The following is a 285-nucleotide window of genomic DNA, read 5'->3' as shown; positions in this document are numbered from 1 at the left end:
TGTCGCCGCTGGTACCGATCAGCTTGAACTGCAGGTCATTGCCGGGCGAATCGCCGCGCAGCTGGAAGCCGACCTGGTAGTGGTCCGGCCAGGTGATGGGCAGCTCGCGGCGGATCGCCACGTAGCCGGAGACTTCGTGGAAGTCGTAGTCCCCGCACAGCGCGCGGCCGCCGTTGGCGCCGGCCACGCTGCGCAGCGAGCCGCTGACCTGGTCGGACACCATCAGCTTCCAGGGCGACATGTCGTCGATGCTGTCCAGGACCTTGGGCGCCGCCGGCACTGCCG

Annotated in this window: 1 protein-coding gene; it reads right to left on the bottom strand. The window is 69.1% G+C overall.

The window, feature by feature from the left end; all coding sequences use genetic code 11:
- On the bottom strand, positions 1-280 hold a 280-nt coding region (locus ACQG3P_RS19385; RefSeq protein WP_426805951.1), incomplete at its 3' end, for a hypothetical protein.
- Between the last annotated feature and the right edge of the window lie 5 nt (positions 281-285).

It is taken from the genome of Stenotrophomonas sp. SrG, assembly GCF_050031795.1.
GTDB classification, from domain to species: Bacteria; Pseudomonadota; Gammaproteobacteria; order Xanthomonadales; family Xanthomonadaceae; genus Stenotrophomonas; species Stenotrophomonas rhizophila_A.
Note: the sequence above shows the minus strand (reverse complement) of the source record. Positions and strands in the feature narration are given on the sequence as shown.